Source organism: Paenibacillus sp. NPDC055715, from assembly GCF_053617595.1.
Genome location: NZ_JBSHGA010000013.1, coordinates 37,372 through 50,124 on the forward strand (window position 1 = coordinate 37,372; position 12,753 = coordinate 50,124).

Genomic DNA, 12,753 nt, shown 5'->3' on the forward strand with positions numbered 1-12,753 from the left:
TCCTTTGTGTGCATCTACTATCTCATCACAACAAAGGAGTTGATATGAAGTGGCCATTCGTCCTCCTCAAACCCTGAAATCTACGGGCAGAAAGGTTCCTGTTACAAAATATCGTAATGTAAGTCCTACGCAAACCCTTCGTCGGTTTACAGTCATCTGGGCTAATACTAATGGTGTGCCTTTTAACACGACCGGATTTTTTGCTACACTCCGGCGTGCAGATGGAAGCTTTGTGCAAGCTGTAGGCTTCGACAGTTTTGGTACTGCCCGATTCAGCAGAGTCCGTACACCTACGAACCAGCCTTATACTCTGCGTACCTTTAGAGACGACGGAACGTTATTCCGGATTAGATCAGTACCTGCCGGCGTATCCTCGTTTGTCGTTATCGGTTAAGTGCTTGCCGAACGCGTCCTGAAAGTGTATACGAAAAGAAGCAGCCAGGAACAGAGTATATCTGTCCTGGCTACTTCTCATTCCAATGCTATTTGTTGTCAGCAGAAAATAAAGTCCTAGACTGTCGCTGTTTCATTGAACTAACGTTTCTCGTTAGCGTAATGGAAGTTTGAATTTTAGTTATTTACATTACGGATAGCATGAAAATTACTCACTTTGTATCCGTCTGAACTAGCTTTGAAAGTAATTCGAACTATATCCAAGGTAGAATCTGATGTCGTAACTTTCCCTTCAAGTACGAACTCTTGTCGAGGATAAGAATCGGATTTGCTAATCGATATGATATGAGCACCGCCGATGAGATAGTCATCATATCCATCACATGAGAAATAACCTCCATCATTTTTGGTTATTTTACCCAAGTGATTATCGAACTATCCTGCCCCGTTAGTTGAACTACTCCGTTTTATGTAGTCAAAAAAGATAAGAAAATTCAACTTTATTCTTTAATTCCAGTTATTCTTTTTACAATATCTTCTGTTGCCCCAATACCTCCAATGCCCATATTAATCGGTTCTTCCTCCTCTATAGCTAAAATAACAAATTTTCTAAACTCTTCATTTCCCTTACCTTCAATTTCAACCATTAGGTCAGCAAACCTTTTATGAAGTTCAACTTTTTGTTCCTTTGATAACGCACCTTTGAATGTTTTAATAGTTGCGATTGGCATTCTAAATATCCTCCTAAGTTTTTACATATAAAATATACCTTTCGGTATATTTTATTCCAAAAAAAGCTACTTTTTCAGAGAGTATATAATTTCTTCAATTGTTTCGATTGCATTTATTAAATAGCTCTCTTTTTTCGTTGATTTTGTTAAAATCATTCCACCTTCACATAAAGTTATAATAGTTTGTACTGTTTTATGTGATTCTGTGGTTTCAATAAATTCCCCATACAATATTCCTTCTTCGATTATAGAAACCAAGTAATTTTCCAAACCATGTAATGTATCTATTGCGAGCTTTAACAACATAGGATGTGTATCATCAGATTCTATAAGAGTATTTGCAATCGGACAACCACCATTAGCAATAATATCCTTATACATTTTTCTGTAAATTTTAGGAAAAAACAACAGTTTTTCTAATGAATTTTTAGCTCCTTGCATGTTGTTATAAATCTCGTCTGTTATATTGTTGACATTGAATAAAAAGCAGTTCACCGCAACATCATCTTTATCTTTAAAATTACCGTATATACTACCTTTTGTAAGCTTCGTCGCATTGGTTATATCCGATAAAGATGTTCCGTAATACCCCTTCTTATTAAATATGGGTGATGTTTTTTTAATTATATAAGCTTTTGTTTTTTCGGCTTTGTTTGTATTCATACCTACAATATACCACTCGGTATATTATGTTGTCAAAAAGTTTCACCCCATATAAGTTTTTGAATAAATATTTTAACAAAAAAATAACTTGTATTTATAAAGTAATCCATCTTGCTTATTGAAGAAACCTGCCCGTTAGCTTAATCAAACACCGGCAGTCTAATACTTTATTTTTCAGTCTAGAACTTTATTTTCTTCTGACATTTGTCCAATATACTTATTCGGAATCTTCCACCGCTTCTACAGCTTTCGAAGCTACTACTTTTATACGGTTTAATATTAAAATATGTCTAATTACTTATTTTTTACTTAAATTCTCTATTAATTTTTCATCCCTTTTCGCGAACACAGCAAATGCTCTTTCATAAAATCACAATGGAAGAAACACAAAGCTCTGCATTGATGAAAAAAAGTGCGCGTTGTGCTACAATACTTGAGTTGTATCGGGATACATACAGGGAAGGGTAAGTGAAACGCCATGCTTATTATTGGTATTGCCGGCGGTACGGGCTCCGGTAAATCAACGGTAGCACGCGCTGTCGTTGAACGTCTGGGATCAAACAAAGTGACTTTCATATCTCAGGATAACTACTATAAAGACCATTCACATCTGAGCCATGCTGAACGTGCTTTGGTCAATTATGATCATCCGTTTGCCTTTGACAACGAATTGCTTATTGAGCATCTCCATTGTCTGAAAGAAGGACAAGCGACCCATGCGCCTGTATATGACTTCACAGTTCATGCGCGTTCTACAGACGAGACGGTAGAGCTTCTGCCCAATCATATCGTCATGCTGGAAGGACTGCACGTACTGTCCGACGAAAAGCTACGTCAACTGCTCGACATCAAGGTATTTGTCGACACCGATCCGGATGTGCGTATACTTCGCCGGGTACTTCGGGATATTGAGGAGCGAGGGCGCACCATTCAGTCGATCCACGATCACTATTTGAGTACCGTTAAGCCTATGCACGAGGCATTTATTGAGCCTTCCAAAAAATACGCAGACCTGATTCTCCCTGAGGGAGGACACAATGAGGTTGGCATTCAACTGCTATCTATTTTGACGGAAAGATATTTGGCAGGTGATCGGACATGGGGTACCGTTTAAGGTAAAGGTAGCCCGGTTTACTCAGGTTGTCGAGATCTTCTCGGCGGCCTTTTTTGTCGTTTTCCATGCCATTTGAACTAAATTGCCTTTGGATTACACAGGGGTTTATGTTAGCATGTTTTTCACTCGCCTTTATTTACAATCGAGCATACGATACGAATGCCATCCTGAATCTTCTTGAGGAAGAAAACGCCACCCCCGTAATTCCCAGTAAAAATCCCGTAAAGTTCAACGTGATTGTGATGGGTAGCTCTATAAAGAACGTCACGGAGGTGGAATGTTTCTTCAATCGAATTAAGCATTATCTTCGAATCGCTATACGATTTGGAAAATTAGCGTGTACCTTTCAAGCTTTTTTAACGTTGGCTTCCATCATAGTTTCTGACCACAATTCGGACAGAAGTTAGCTCCTTCGTTTTTCACGCCACAGTTAGGGCAGAAATTGAGCTTTGTATGGTCTCCAGAAGGGGAAGGAGCAGCAGGTTCAGGTTGGTTCTCGACCGAAGGCTTTTGGTTGGGGTTCAAATTTTTCATCATTTCATTCGCTATATTCATCCCCATCATCATACCCGCCATATCCGAAGCAGCGCCGCCACCTTTTACGTTGCCAGATGCAATACCATCGGTCATCGTGACCTGTTGATATTTTTGCAAGTTACCGATCATTTCATGAGAAGCCGTCTTCGTAATCATATCCTGAATTTCTTGAGGATAATTGAAGCTCATCACATGAAAGCCTGTAATCGTCATCCCGTTGTCCATCACTTGCATATCCAGATCTTCTTGAATGCCTTTGGAAATATCAGAAGCATTCGCTTGCAGATTGAACATGTCCTTCCCTTCTCTACTGATCCACTTCATTAACAACTGGTCCAGCACAGAAGTAATCCGGATTTTAACATCCTCCACCAGATAACTGTCTTTCATCCCGGCAACCTTATCTATGAGCTTAACATAATCGTCCACTTTAAAATTAAACGTGCCATTCGCACGAATAGGCATACCGCCCGGAAGCTGGGGAGTCGGGATCAAAACCGGATTCTGCGTCCCCCATTTGACAGTAAACTCCTTCGTATTGACGAATAAAACCTCTACTCTCATGCCGCTGTTAAAGCCAAATTTAAACCCTTTTAGCGTAGACAGGAACGGGATAATCTCAGAATCTATATTGTAAGATCCTTCATTCTCGAAAATCCCTTCAATCTTGCCGTTATTAATGAAAATCGCGTCTTGACCGGAGCGGATCATTAACTTACTTCCTTTTTTAATCTCCCGATTGCTCCATTTCCAAAAAATCATATCATCTCTAAATTCTTCCCATTCTACCACATTCGCAAATTGATTTCTAAAGAACCCCACTCTGCATCCATCCCTTCAGTTAAAATGATCCTCTGCTGCCACTATGCGAATGACCGCCACTGGTGGTTCCGCCCCCGCTTGAGCCGCTACTGCTGCTGCTCTTTTCAATCTTCCGTTTCGTTGTCGTGGTGTGAAGGTACTGGTCCCGATGCTCCAGAATCCCTGAATTGCCCGTATCCTCGTAGGTCTGCCGATTTACCGTAACTCGGCCACCGGAATTGGAAACCATCTTACCCACGATAATCCCCGCCAATCCCAGTGAAACCACCAATTGAAACGCCGTACTAAAAAATATACTGTCCGGGTTCACTCCTGGTCGGATTCCCAAATACCTGTGCGCACTTAAAATATATTTTTGGAATGCAAGCTCATAGTTACCGCTCGTCAGATACGGGCTAATCTCGTCACGTATTTTATCCAGTCTGTCGTCATCCAGATACCGCTTCGCTTTGTAAAAACCGGCCAAATAAATCTCTCTATTTCTCATATCCATCGTTAAAATAATCGCATTTCCATGAGACCTGTCATATCCAGGTCCATGATCATCATAAAAGTCCTGCGTCATTTTCATAACATCCATATTGTCGGGGTTGTTGGAGGTAAAAATAATAATGTCCGTCCCTCTTTCGGCCCCGTATTGATTAGCCATCGTGTTCAGCTCATCATACTCTGTCTGATGAAGCAGACCCGCTTCATCATAAATCAATGACTTCCATTCCGTTGTAGCCGCTTCGCCCTTCACTTCCATCGGAACAGCTAGAAAAGCAGCGAAGGAAAACAAGATTGCCAGGATCAGTCCAACCCTTTTCATTAAAACATCCCCCCCATGATCACCCAAGTGATTAGCTTCAATGAAAGGAAAGAGATACCGGAAATACCCGCAAACCAGGCAGTCACTTTGACCTTGCTAATCGGAGGCTTGCCGACTACCTTGCCCGTCTGACCGTTCATGGCAAACGTATGCTCCAATTGATTGTAGTCATAGTGAATTACCCATACCGGGAGCAGGACATAATCGGCATTCTTTAATGCTGTATCAATTTGCTTATCCGTATAGTCCACAGCAGTATACTCTGACACCGAAGACTGAATATAAGCATCCATATATTCCTTCACTTTTTCTTTCACTCGCGGGAAAAGCTCCTCGTCGTTATAACTGTATTTCTCCGCAATGTAGCCGGCGAGATACGGGGTTTTAAAGCTTTTCAGCTGTTCGTAAGGAAAAGGCTCCAATTTATCCATCAGCTCGTCGTTCATTTTCTCAGCAGCATCAATCGGAACCTTCACATAATTCAGACGGATTTTCCGGTATACATCAAAATGCTGCGTTTCCGTATACTCGTAGTCGCCGCTCGTATAGGTTCTCACCTTGGTACCCTGACCCTGAACCTCAATTTTATTATGTAAATCATATAACCAGAAGGGCACATACATCCCGGTGATTCCCTTGATTCGGTCTGCTGTCATGAACCGACTTGGCGTCAGACGGCCGTTCTTGCACCATTTTCGGAATGCTTGTATTGCTTCTTCCTTACTGATCGAAAAAGGAATGACCTGCGCCGGAGCCAGCTCCCCGGTCAGTCGTTCGCCGAGCACAACCGCTGATCCGCAAAAGCTACAAACCGTCGCGCTTGTCTCTACTTCGGTCATAATAATTGCTCCGCAGCTAGTACAATGGTACTCCTGAGCCTCGTCTTCTAGAAAAACATGATTCGTCAGAGGATCAGGAAAATTCTCGATATTGTCCTTTCTTCCGCAACTGTGACAAGATAACATCCCTGTTTCACTGTCAAAGACCATGCCACTGCCGCAGTTTGGGCATTTGTATTCGATAACCGGCATCTGCTCACCTCTATCATAAAGAACTGTTATTTCTGATCTTTCATTTTTTCTTTGATCGCAGCCAATTCGTCCTCTGCGTTCGTGCTTTTCTCAACTTGTGCGAATAAATCATCCAGATCGTCCTGCGTCCCTGCTCTAAGCTCGGCTATAGCCATCGCTTCATCATAAACCCGATTAACCTTCTCTTCCATAGCTTCGACAACGAAATCCTTGTCGCCCATGGCGTTCAATGATTGCTGTACTTTGGCAACCGCCATTTTTCCTTTTAGTTTGATGCGCCGTGCTTCCAATTGGTCCATATCGGACACCAGTTTATCCTGCATTTGTTTCATACTTGCGGCGTTTGAGGAAGCCAAGTCATAAGCCGTTTCGAATTGTTCCCGTTTCTCCACCTGCGTTGCCTTTCTCTCCAGAAACTTTCGAGCGTCCTCGTCACTGCCAGCTTCCACTGCCTTCATAGCATAATTCTGAAGCTTTTTGATCTCGGCTCTGCATTCATCCAAAGCTCTTTTCGGGATTGGAATCGCGCCCAGTTGGATATGCCAACGCAAAATCGTTTGTGTAATGGTTTTGCTATGGGCGGCAGCAATTTTTCCAATCTCTTCATTCTCCTGCATACTATGACCATGGCCCAGAGGACTCCGCGATTCAGTCCGAGCGAATTCCTTCGAACGCATTTATTACTAATTGTTGCACATAGGAATCGTCTAATGGATGACCTGTTACCAGCAATCGATAAAAAATCGGTCCGTAAATGAGATCTGTGCTTAATTCAATATCAAGATTGTTCTTCAATTCGCCACGCTCAATCCCCCGCTCCATAAGAAGCCTGGCTTCAAGCCGCCGAGGATGGAAATATCGGGTCCGGTATGCCTCCGACAATCCTGAATCAAGCTGCCCTTCACCTATTAACTCCGTAATGATTTTACCCTCCCGACTTGTCAAGAACCGTACTAAATTCGTGGCATGAATGAGAATATCATCTAATACAGAACCTGTGTCGGGCACGGGCAATCTTGCTATGGAAGCTGATAGAAAACCATCCATCACCACAGCAGCCTTGTTAGGCCACCATTTATAAATGGTCGCTTTGCTAACTTTGGCTCGTTCAGCAATTTTTTCTACCGTAACCGCTCCAAAGCCATGCTCCAACAGTAGATCATAGGAAGCGGTAAGGATAGACTTTTGCGTCTCGACATTACGCGGACGTCCTCTTTTACTCTGCACTGGAATGCCCCTTTTTAATAGATAATCAAAAAAACTGTACGTTCAGTATATCAAATGACGAGTAAAAATAAAACCGAATTTACCTATTTACAAAACCAAACGTTCAGTATAATATTTGATTATCGAATTAATGAACTATACGTTCAGTATTTATTTTTGCTGGTAGCACTGAAATAATGAATGTTGTTGCACAATTACTAAACAATTACGAGGAGGATTATCATGCAAAGAGAACAACAAACAATAGAAAGTAACCGTATTTCAAATGGGATGATGTTTCTGTTGGCAGCCGCATGCGGCCTGATCGTTGCCAATCTTTATTATGCTCAAACCCTTGTAGGACCTATCCATGTTGCCATGGGCCTTTCTTCCACAACGGCAGGCTTCATTGTCACTTTAACTCAAATCGGTTATGTTGTGGGGCTGCTATTTATCGTACCGCTCAGTGACATTATTGAAAATCGACGCCTCATGGTCGTATCGCTAATCATTACAGTCGGTGCATTGCTCACAGCCGCATTCGCCTCCAATGCCCCGTTGTTCCTGACCGCATCTCTGTTCATTGGAATTGGATCTGTGGTAGCCCAAATCCTGGTGCCGTATGCCACCTATTTAGCCTCTGAAGAGCAGCGCGGCCGCGTTGTCGGGAATGTAATGAGTGGACTGTTGCTAGGAATTATGTTCGCACGACCGGTGGCAAGCTTTATAACCAGCATCTGGGGGTGGCAAGCCGTATTTATTTTGTCAGCGATTGTCGTGACGCTGTTGACGGTTCTGCTCTCGCGAGCTCTTCCTGAGCGCAAGCCTGCGCCTACGGTATCTTACGGAAAATTAATTTTCTCTCTAGGCACTCTTTTAAAACAAACGCCCGTATTGCGCCGTCGTGCCTTATATCAAGCCTGTCTATTTGGAGCCTTTAGCTTATTTTGGACTGTTGTTCCTCTACGATTGGCAGATGATTTCGGAATGTCCCAGCAAGGTATTGCATTGTTTGCTTTAGTTGGTGTGGGCGGAGCAGTAGCAGCTCCGATTGCCGGAAGACTGGCTGATAAAGGCTGGAGCAGATTGTTAACCGGGCTAGCCATGATCATTGCCGCCTTGTCTTTTTTGCTAATCTATCTTTTTCAAAACCATTCGACTGTTGCTCTCATACTGCTCTTTCTTTCAGCGATTACACTGGATATGGCCGTATCGGGAAATCTTGTACTTGGGCAGCGTGTGATTTACTCCTTAGGAAGTGAAGCGAGGGGGCGTCTAAACGGACTCTTCATGTCTATTTTTTTCGTAGGCGGAGCCATTGGATCATCGTTAGGCGGTTGGTCCTATGCACAAGGAGGTTGGAATTTCAGCTCTCTCATTGGAGTCGCCCTGCCGCTGCTAGCTTTACTTTACTTTTTCACTGAGAAAGAAACGAGTGGAGACGTACAAAAGAAACCTTCGGCAGAATAACCATACAACAAAACAATCACCCCTATTCGTCTAAGTAGTTAGAGATACATACGGCGAATAGGGGATGTTGTGTTCTAAAGGTTCATAACTTTTATTTAAGGATTGCATCGATGGAATATGGACCCGCCCCTGTCAATGCAATACCAACTACGACTGCAATGAGGATTAGCGGATATTCATAGCCATTAGCTGTTGCCCAAATCCCGTTTTGGCCATGTACTTTGAAAATCGCTCCGAGCATAGTCACCGTAATGAACAATGCAGCCAATGGAGTGAGTAGTCCCAAAGCGAATAGTGCTCCTCCCAGCAATTCCATCAACCCAGCAGATACGGCCATGAATACTCCCGGTTTAATTCCGACCGATTCCATCCAAGCGCCGGTGCCTTTTGGACCATAGCCGCCAAACCATCCAAACAGTTTCTGAGCTCCGTGCCCGACCAACAACAATCCAACCACCAAACGTACCAGTAACAATCCACTTGCCAACATAAAAATCACTCTCCATATTATTATTAATTTTAAGATTATTTAATTAAAGATATTTGATAAAATTAAGTCCATTGCTGTACTATTTGAGCCTGTTCTCTTTTTAGTTTTTCAGGAGTAATGTCGTCTCCATGCGGATCATAAATAGTAGCATTCAGGAGAATGCTTTTTATAGAACCCCGAAATATTTGAAGGTATTCTTTGCGAAGATCAGTTTGTTCAATTTGTTCAATTTCAGTTAACCCGATTTCTTTTTCTTTTTTTGCAAGCTGATTAATTCTTTTTAAAATTGTAATCATATCTATACCTCCATATTTAATTTTTTTGATCGGTTATATCTTTATTTTGTTTATCTTGATATAAAGATATAATACTTTTCTATCCGTGTCAATACTTATTCAAAAGAAAAGAAGATCAACCCTTGGGTTGCTTACAGAGAAAAAGAAAAAGCAGTCAATACAGAGGATGCTCTGCGACAACTGCTTTCTGGCTTTCAGGACCACATCACCAGCCGGAACCTTCCTGAGATCAAGAAGTTCATCGGCAGCTATGTAGAAAAGGTGATCGTCTACAAGGAACACGTAGAATTCATCTTTAAGCTACAAGTTGTGGATTTGATCGATGGAGGCGAACCGTGGCACGGTAAATCCACAATCCGCCGCTACGTGATGCTTAGGTTGTTTGAAAAGGTGGCCTGATAATCCCTAAACGGGCAAATTTCCTTGCTCCTCATTGCTTTAGGCCCGGCATCCGATATGTCATATATTTCAACCCAGAGAGGATTCATTCTCCCAAATAATAATCCCCCATTTTCAACAGACCCATTTTTCTTGTAAACTCATTCATTTTCATCTAACAATTCTTATTTAAATAAATTTTTCTTTTCAAGTTATTTCTCCCCTGCAAAAACAAGTAGATTTTTGCTCTAATAAACCAAAAATATGAGTAGGCATTTTCTCATCCATACCCCAATAATAATTATAGTAGTTATAGTAAATTTTCCATATTTAGCATACAATGAAATGATAGTTGTAACTTGCCCAGCTAAAAATTACATCCTTTCCCACATCGAGATTGTATGTGGAACCCGATTCCGTTTTGTAATACACTCAAATGAGTCCATCTCTCCTTTCGGGCGGCATAAAGCCGTGAGGTGGTGCCCGAAATATAGCAGTCATGAAACGGGCATTAATCCAGCTCCTGCCCGTCATTTTCAATTCGGATATGACCACAATACAGACACTGATGGGTACAGTTTTGTGTCAAGGCAGGTTGGCCCTCAATCCTCATGTCGCTCTTCCCGTTCAGCCATGGCATGGTCAGAACAGGAACACACGGGGCTTTCTTCACGCCATAGATGTCCACCATTTCACTGGCTTGCACAGCCGGGTTTAATAGACTGGAGCAGTTCCCAAAAGACTTGATGTTCACACCCGGTACATAATCTCCAATGTTCATTTGTGCTTTGTTTTTCACGTAGACCCCATGGCTAAAAGGCCGTTTCAAACGGGTTGGCTGCGTGCCATAACTACAGCTTAAAATTGCTCCTGCCACGACATAGCTCTTTTTCGCACCCGTTCCCGGTTTCACTTGGGCTTCTTCCACCTTGCTCCATCCTCCTTAGTGCTCCATCTCGATTCGTTGTACTCGAATGCCTGTAAAAGATCGACGCAGCAGACTTTCTGCCACCGACAGATGGATATAGATATGGGGTTCGATCAGTCCCGCAATCCGAAAAACAGGCGATGGGATATCCCCCTGTTTGAGCACCAAATGCTTCAACACATCATTGGGATACCACTCCGTTTGTGCGGAAAGGCAATCAACCATCGGCGGACGAAGCACCCAGTACACGTCCTGTCTGGCCTGCTGAAAATCAGTGAGAATAGCGGCTTCCCATTCCAGTCCCGGCATATATTTCTCCAATAATACTTTCAGCCGATCCGACACCAGCGGCATAGGAAATTCCAAAAAATCTGGGTATATCGTTCGTTGATCAGTATGTACATCTAAAAAAAGAGGAGCATCCTGCGGTTCCTTCATCGGGGCATTCGACAGGATGGCCTCCACCTGCAAGGGAGACAGCGCAGCAGGTTCCACCCGATGTTTCACACGCTCGTCCATCATCAGTCGGAAATATCTCAATGCAACCACCCCCTTTTCCTAACGCCATCCCTCGCCTGTGCAGAGGTAGAAGGCTCCCCCCATGAATGGGATACCTCAGTGGATACAAATTTCAATCCAATGGCCTCCCTGCGCTGTTCATCGGTAAAAATGACCCCTTGCACATTTGCGTCTGTAAAATCGGCCCGGAGCAAACAAGCTCCCTCAAAGGAAGCACCTGACACATCTGCTCCAGCAAAGCAGGCATCCGTTAGATCCGCCCCGTTCAAGAACGCCCTTTGTAGTAACGCCTCTTGAAATACAGCTCCTCGCAACTGTGCATCTTGAAAACGAGCCCCTTGCAAGCTCGTCCCTGTGAAATCTACGCCAGCAAACCCCAATGGCTCCCAATCTAAAGAAGCATCCGAGCCATATCCGGCGCTGCCCATAACGACATCCAATATCGCCCCTTTCATCGAGCATCGGCTAAAATCAGCTCCATGAAGCAAGCTGTACGTTAAGTCGGTTCCATCGAGTTGACTTTCCTCCCACACTGTTCCAACCAAGACACAGCCATGCAAGCGACTATGCTCCATCCCGATCTGGCGAAAGGCTGTATATCGAAAATCCAACTGTCTATAATCCCCGTCCGATAGCTGGTTACCCTCCAACGCCTGATAGCTGTAGGCTTGTTCTTCTTTTTCCTTCAGCCACGTCTTGATTACGTTCGCATCCATCGGTCTGCGGTCTTCTTTATACACAGACACACTCTGATCCAGATACTCTCCAATACGAATCTCAAATGTTTCTTCCCGCTCCAGCTCCTGAAACTCCGGTAAACACACCGCCTGTTTCATCGCCAGACGCATCACATTCACTACTAGCGCATGAATATGTACCGCTGCTTCCAGCATGACCTGCTCCCATTCTAGCTCTGATAGAGAGATTTGCTGTTCCTCCACCTCCGTTCGCAATTTCCGCTGCAAATCGCTCCAATAAGAGAACGTCCACTCTGCATCATATTCGAATCGAATCGGTTCAGGATCAAGCATCCATAAGGTGTCCGCTGCCTCCACCAAATAGGCAGGCTGTTCCTCCAACCATGTGGTGCGTAGCATGGAGTATGTGATATAACCGATCTTTCCTTTTCTTCCTTCCTGCTGCTCTTGACGAATCTTCTGACAGTATCCTCGGAACGCTTCAACACACGCTTGAATCCGTCGTTCTTGCGTCGCCTTGAACTTCAGCGCCCAGTCTCTACGGATCAAAAACCACGCCTGTTTCAAGATGGCTTGTTGTTGCTGCGTGTCCAGCTCATCTATGGGCTTCTCCATCTGCTTTCATCCACCGCCTAAAACTCTTCATATTTCGTATCATCATGTTGC

The 12,753-nt window shown here is 43.4% G+C and carries 15 protein-coding genes; 3 read left to right on the forward strand and 12 right to left on the reverse strand.

Annotated features, from left to right (window positions below):
- Positions 1-49: 49 nt before the first annotated feature.
- The gene (locus tag ACWGOO_RS18505) at positions 50-394 is read left to right on the forward strand and encodes a hypothetical protein (protein WP_452485807.1); all 345 of its coding nucleotides are present in this window, start codon (positions 50-52) and stop codon (positions 392-394) included.
- A gap of 499 nt (positions 395-893) precedes the next feature.
- On the opposite strand, the gene ACWGOO_RS18510 is transcribed toward ACWGOO_RS18505, so the two are convergent.
- Positions 894-1,124 carry a tautomerase family protein gene (locus tag ACWGOO_RS18510; protein ID WP_452485809.1) on the reverse strand — a complete coding sequence of 77 codons (231 nt, stop codon included), beginning with the start codon at positions 1,122-1,124 and terminating at the stop codon, positions 894-896.
- 66 nt (positions 1,125-1,190) lie between these two features.
- Positions 1,191-1,787, reverse strand: coding sequence for a TetR/AcrR family transcriptional regulator (locus tag ACWGOO_RS18515; protein ID WP_452485811.1), 597 nt, complete (start codon positions 1,785-1,787; stop codon positions 1,191-1,193).
- A gap of 478 nt (positions 1,788-2,265) precedes the next feature.
- Here ACWGOO_RS18515 and udk point away from each other — a divergent pair, with 478 nt between their 5' ends.
- Entirely contained in the window at positions 2,266-2,901 is a 636-nt protein-coding gene (gene udk, locus ACWGOO_RS18520) for a uridine kinase (protein ID WP_452485813.1), read from the forward strand.
- Positions 2,902-3,273: 372 nt separating this feature from the next.
- On the opposite strand, the gene ACWGOO_RS18525 is transcribed toward udk, so the two are convergent.
- Genes ACWGOO_RS18525 through ACWGOO_RS18545 form a run of 5 tightly spaced genes read right to left on the reverse strand, consistent with a single transcriptional unit; the run spans position 3,274 to position 7,329 of the window.
- Entirely contained in the window at positions 3,274-4,260 is a 987-nt protein-coding gene (locus ACWGOO_RS18525) for an SPFH domain-containing protein (protein WP_452485815.1), read from the reverse strand.
- A gap of 19 nt (positions 4,261-4,279) precedes the next feature.
- The gene (locus tag ACWGOO_RS18530) at positions 4,280-5,071 is read right to left on the reverse strand and encodes a TPM domain-containing protein (RefSeq protein WP_452485817.1); all 792 of its coding nucleotides are present in this window, start codon (positions 5,069-5,071) and stop codon (positions 4,280-4,282) included.
- On the reverse strand, positions 5,071-6,102 hold the full coding sequence (locus ACWGOO_RS18535; RefSeq protein ID WP_452485819.1) for a TFIIB-type zinc ribbon-containing protein: 1,032 nt from the start codon (positions 6,100-6,102) through the stop codon (positions 5,071-5,073). The genes ACWGOO_RS18530 and ACWGOO_RS18535 overlap by 1 nt, the downstream gene beginning before the upstream one ends.
- Before the next feature lie 26 nt (positions 6,103-6,128).
- Positions 6,129-6,719 carry a PspA/IM30 family protein gene (locus tag ACWGOO_RS18540; RefSeq protein ID WP_452485821.1) on the reverse strand — a complete coding sequence of 197 codons (591 nt, stop codon included), beginning with the start codon at positions 6,717-6,719 and terminating at the stop codon, positions 6,129-6,131.
- A gap of 31 nt (positions 6,720-6,750) precedes the next feature.
- On the reverse strand, positions 6,751-7,329 hold the full coding sequence (locus ACWGOO_RS18545; RefSeq protein WP_452485823.1) for a TetR/AcrR family transcriptional regulator: 579 nt from the start codon (positions 7,327-7,329) through the stop codon (positions 6,751-6,753).
- A 222-nt stretch (positions 7,330-7,551) separates the two neighbouring features.
- Between ACWGOO_RS18545 and ACWGOO_RS18550 the strand changes: the two genes are divergently transcribed.
- Positions 7,552-8,778 carry an MFS transporter gene (locus ACWGOO_RS18550; RefSeq protein ID WP_452485825.1) on the forward strand — a complete coding sequence of 409 codons (1,227 nt, stop codon included), beginning with the start codon at positions 7,552-7,554 and terminating at the stop codon, positions 8,776-8,778.
- Between the two features lie 91 nt (positions 8,779-8,869).
- Here ACWGOO_RS18550 and ACWGOO_RS18555 read toward each other — a convergent pair whose 3' ends face one another.
- The 5 genes from ACWGOO_RS18555 to ACWGOO_RS18575 all read right to left on the reverse strand — a co-directional run bounded on the left by ACWGOO_RS18555 (position 8,870) and on the right by ACWGOO_RS18575 (position 12,702).
- Complete coding sequence (locus ACWGOO_RS18555) at positions 8,870-9,268, reverse strand: DoxX family protein (protein WP_452485827.1); 399 nt, start codon at positions 9,266-9,268, stop codon at positions 8,870-8,872.
- 62 nt (positions 9,269-9,330) lie between these two features.
- On the reverse strand, positions 9,331-9,564 hold the full coding sequence (locus ACWGOO_RS18560; protein ID WP_452485829.1) for a DUF896 domain-containing protein: 234 nt from the start codon (positions 9,562-9,564) through the stop codon (positions 9,331-9,333).
- A gap of 889 nt (positions 9,565-10,453) precedes the next feature.
- Positions 10,454-10,870 (reverse strand): DUF4280 domain-containing protein, encoded by a 417-nt coding sequence (locus ACWGOO_RS18565; RefSeq protein WP_452485831.1) that lies wholly within the window; start codon positions 10,868-10,870, stop codon positions 10,454-10,456.
- Positions 10,871-10,885: 15 nt separating this feature from the next.
- Complete coding sequence (locus ACWGOO_RS18570) at positions 10,886-11,392, reverse strand: hypothetical protein (protein ID WP_452485900.1); 507 nt, start codon at positions 11,390-11,392, stop codon at positions 10,886-10,888.
- A gap of 14 nt (positions 11,393-11,406) precedes the next feature.
- Positions 11,407-12,702: a pentapeptide repeat-containing protein gene (locus ACWGOO_RS18575; protein ID WP_452485833.1), complete on the reverse strand. Its 1,296-nt coding sequence runs from the start codon at positions 12,700-12,702 to the stop codon at positions 11,407-11,409.
- Positions 12,703-12,753: the final 51 nt, after the last annotated feature.

Bases quoted from the DNA above. Each gene is read 5' to 3' on its own strand.
- ACWGOO_RS18510 (WP_452485809.1), bottom strand. From the start codon at position 1,124: ATGCCAATCGCAACTATTAAAACATTCAAAGGTGCGTTATCAAAGGAA.
- ACWGOO_RS18515 (WP_452485811.1), bottom strand. From the start codon at position 1,787: ATGAATACAAACAAAGCCGAAAAAACAAAAGCTTATATAATTAAAAAA.
- udk (WP_452485813.1), top strand. From the start codon at position 2,266: ATGCTTATTATTGGTATTGCCGGCGGTACGGGCTCCGGTAAATCAACG.
- ACWGOO_RS18530 (WP_452485817.1), bottom strand. From the start codon at position 5,071: ATGAAAAGGGTTGGACTGATCCTGGCAATCTTGTTTTCCTTCGCTGCT.
- ACWGOO_RS18535 (WP_452485819.1), bottom strand. From the start codon at position 6,102: ATGCCGGTTATCGAATACAAATGCCCAAACTGCGGCAGTGGCATGGTC.
- ACWGOO_RS18540 (WP_452485821.1), bottom strand. From the start codon at position 6,719: ATGCAGGAGAATGAAGAGATTGGAAAAATTGCTGCCGCCCATAGCAAA.
- ACWGOO_RS18550 (WP_452485825.1), top strand. From the start codon at position 7,552: ATGCAAAGAGAACAACAAACAATAGAAAGTAACCGTATTTCAAATGGG.
- ACWGOO_RS18555 (WP_452485827.1), bottom strand. From the start codon at position 9,268: ATGTTGGCAAGTGGATTGTTACTGGTACGTTTGGTGGTTGGATTGTTG.
- ACWGOO_RS18560 (WP_452485829.1), bottom strand. From the start codon at position 9,564: ATGATTACAATTTTAAAAAGAATTAATCAGCTTGCAAAAAAAGAAAAA.
- ACWGOO_RS18570 (WP_452485900.1), bottom strand. From the start codon at position 11,392: ATGATGGACGAGCGTGTGAAACATCGGGTGGAACCTGCTGCGCTGTCT.
- ACWGOO_RS18575 (WP_452485833.1), bottom strand. From the start codon at position 12,702: ATGGAGAAGCCCATAGATGAGCTGGACACGCAGCAACAACAAGCCATC.